Raw genomic sequence first — 2,476 nt, forward strand, 5'->3', positions numbered from 1 at the left:
CAGGCCGGATACATGTGTGCAGTCAACCCAATCCAAAATCTACGGCATCCTGCAAAACCGAGGACGTTTATATATGGAATACGCAGTGATGAGGGGTAAAAATCAGCAATTCATGGAAACCGACTCGCTACAGCCGCGGATTCTTTCACCGTGGGCGTAGACCGTCATACGCCTGTCCCGGGCATAACCGATCAGGGTCAGACCATGGCTTTCGGCCAGTTGAATGGCCAGGCTGCTGACTCCAGAGATGGCCGCCACAACGGGTATGCCAAAGCCCAGAGCCTTGAGGGCAATCTCGAAGCTGAGTCGGGAAGAAACGCCCAGCAGTGTGGTCTGCCCATAGGCAATGCCCTGCTGCAACGCAGCACCAATACTTTTGTCGACGGCATTGTGGCGGCCTATGTCCTCGCGGACCAGAATGCCAAGGGACGTAGCTAAAACAGCGGCGTGTGCGGTTCCGGTAGTCTGATTTAAATCCTGCAGTTGCTGCATGGTGGCAAGGAGCGCGTGAATGGCCTCCGTATCCGTCGTCACTAGATCCCGTTTCAGGGACGGGAAAGGCACCAGCCCGGTGAAGCAGGGTGTCCCGCAGAGTCCGCAAGCGCTCCCACCGATCACGCAGCGACGCTTATGTTCGACGCGTTCCGCTGCCGCCGAGCTGAGCTGAATATACAGTGCCCAACCCTCGGCCACATGTACCGATTCCCAGGCGATGATTTCCTCCAGGGACCGCAGTACGCCTTCGCTCCATAGAAAGCCACAAAAAAAGTCCTCCAGATGATCTGGCGTGGCCATCATCACCGCGTAGGGATCACCGTTGATCACCAGCGAAATGGCAGCTTCCTGCAGTATGGCTTCCTCGTGTACCAAGGGCACGCACTGGTTTTCCAGCACCGTCGCCGGAGACCAGCTTATTCCGCCGAGGCCTGCATCTGTGCGCATAGCGCCCGTCCTTTTTCAGTGAGGATGATGACGGGGCGACCCCGCCGTTCTGCCTGGGCCACGTAGTCCATGCCGCCCCAACTATCGGTATGACCGAGGAGCAACAGGAGTCGCTCCAGTTGGCTGCGACGGATGCCCAGAAGCTTGCCGGTTTTCGCGAGCGACAGCACCTGCTCGGCACATAGTGCCTGCATCAGGGCGATCACCAGGTTTTCCATCGCGCTTTCTTCAGGGGTGGTTTCAGTCACGCTGAGCCGCCGCCGCAAATGTCACCTGAATGGACTTGGAGGTGGGGGTGTTGGCCCGGTCCGCATGGCTGGAGAGGGGGACCAGCACGTTAAGCTCAGGATAGTATCCGGCCACGCAGCCCCGCGGGATATCGTAGGGCACCAAGACGAAATTCCGGGCGACCCGCTCGCCATCCCGCCAGTGCGAGGTGATGTCCACCGGACGGTCCGGCTGGAATCCCAGTTCCGCCATGTCAGCGGCATGCATGAAGCAGATGTTGCGGGCGCCGGAAACGCCCCGATAACGGTCTTCTAAGCCATAAATCGTGGTGTTGTACTGGTCGTGGCTGCGGATGGTCATGAGATTAAATATCCGCGCTGCCGTCTGCGGCTGAAAGCGATCTTCAGTGATGGCTTTCAGCGCCTGCGCGATGAAATGGGCTTTGCCGGATGCGGTGGTCCAGCGCCGGGAGCGCGGCGGCAGATCCAGATGAAAACCACGCGGTTTGTGGACGCGGTCGTTGAAGTCTTCAAAACCCGGAACAACGCGGGAAATACGGTCGCGAATCCGGTCATAGTCTGCGACCAGTTCACGCCATGGCGTTTTGCTCTGGGGCAACGTCGCTTCGGCGAGCTCCGCGATGATGGCGGATTCGGACTTCAGGTGGGGTGAAGCCGGAGCGCGCATACCCTGGGAGATATGCACCATGCTCATGGAATCTTCCACCGTCACCCCTTGCGGTTGACCGTTTTGAATATCAATTTCGGTACGGCCCAGACAGGGCAGGATGATTGCCTCCTTCCCATGGACGATATGCGAGCGATTGAGCTTGGTGGTGACATGCACGGTCAACGCACACCCGCGCAGGGCTTTATGGACACGGGCCGTGTCGGGTGTGGCGTTGGCAAAATTGCCGCCCATGCCAAAAAAGACCTTGGCGTATCCCTCTTCCAGGGCGGTGATGCTGCCGATCACGTCATAACCATGTTCGCGGGGCGGTTCAAAATCGAACTCCTTGGCGAGACGATCCAGGAAATCCGGTGCCGGACGTTCCCAAATACCCATGGTGCGATCCCCCTGGACGTTACTGTGGCCGCGAATCGGGCAGGCGCCGGCGCCCTCCTTGCCGATATTCCCTTTGAGCAAGAGCACATTGACCAACATCTGGATAGTCGCCACCGCGTGCTTGTGCTGGGTGATTCCCATGCCCCAGGTGATTATGCCGGCCTTGCCTTCATCATAGATTTTGCCGATTTCCATGAACTCGGCATGGGTCAGGCCACTTTCCACCTCAATATCCGCCCAG

At 58.6% G+C, this 2,476-nt stretch carries 3 protein-coding genes; all 3 read right to left on the reverse strand.

Annotation, left to right across the window (positions count from 1 at the left end; all coding sequences use genetic code 11):
- Positions 1-102 precede the first annotated feature (102 nt).
- Positions 103-942, reverse strand: coding sequence for a formate dehydrogenase accessory sulfurtransferase FdhD (fdhD, locus tag M7F93_RS11730; RefSeq protein ID WP_298173751.1), 840 nt, complete (start codon positions 940-942; stop codon positions 103-105).
- A complete protein-coding gene (locus M7F93_RS11735; RefSeq protein ID WP_257482099.1) occupies positions 912-1,190 on the reverse strand; it encodes a hypothetical protein in 279 nt (92 codons plus the stop codon). The genes fdhD and M7F93_RS11735 overlap by 31 nt, the downstream gene beginning before the upstream one ends.
- Positions 1,183-2,476: molybdopterin-dependent oxidoreductase (locus M7F93_RS11740; protein ID WP_298173756.1), on the reverse strand; the 1,294-nt coding region annotated here is incomplete at its 5' end. The genes M7F93_RS11735 and M7F93_RS11740, both read right to left, overlap by 8 nt.

The organism is Acidithiobacillus sp. (assembly GCF_027322205.1).
Classification (GTDB): domain Bacteria; phylum Pseudomonadota; class Gammaproteobacteria; order Acidithiobacillales; family Acidithiobacillaceae; genus Acidithiobacillus.

Bases quoted from the DNA above. Each gene is read 5' to 3' on its own strand.
- fdhD (WP_298173751.1), bottom strand. From the start codon at position 942: ATGCGCACAGATGCAGGCCTCGGCGGAATAAGCTGGTCTCCGGCGACG.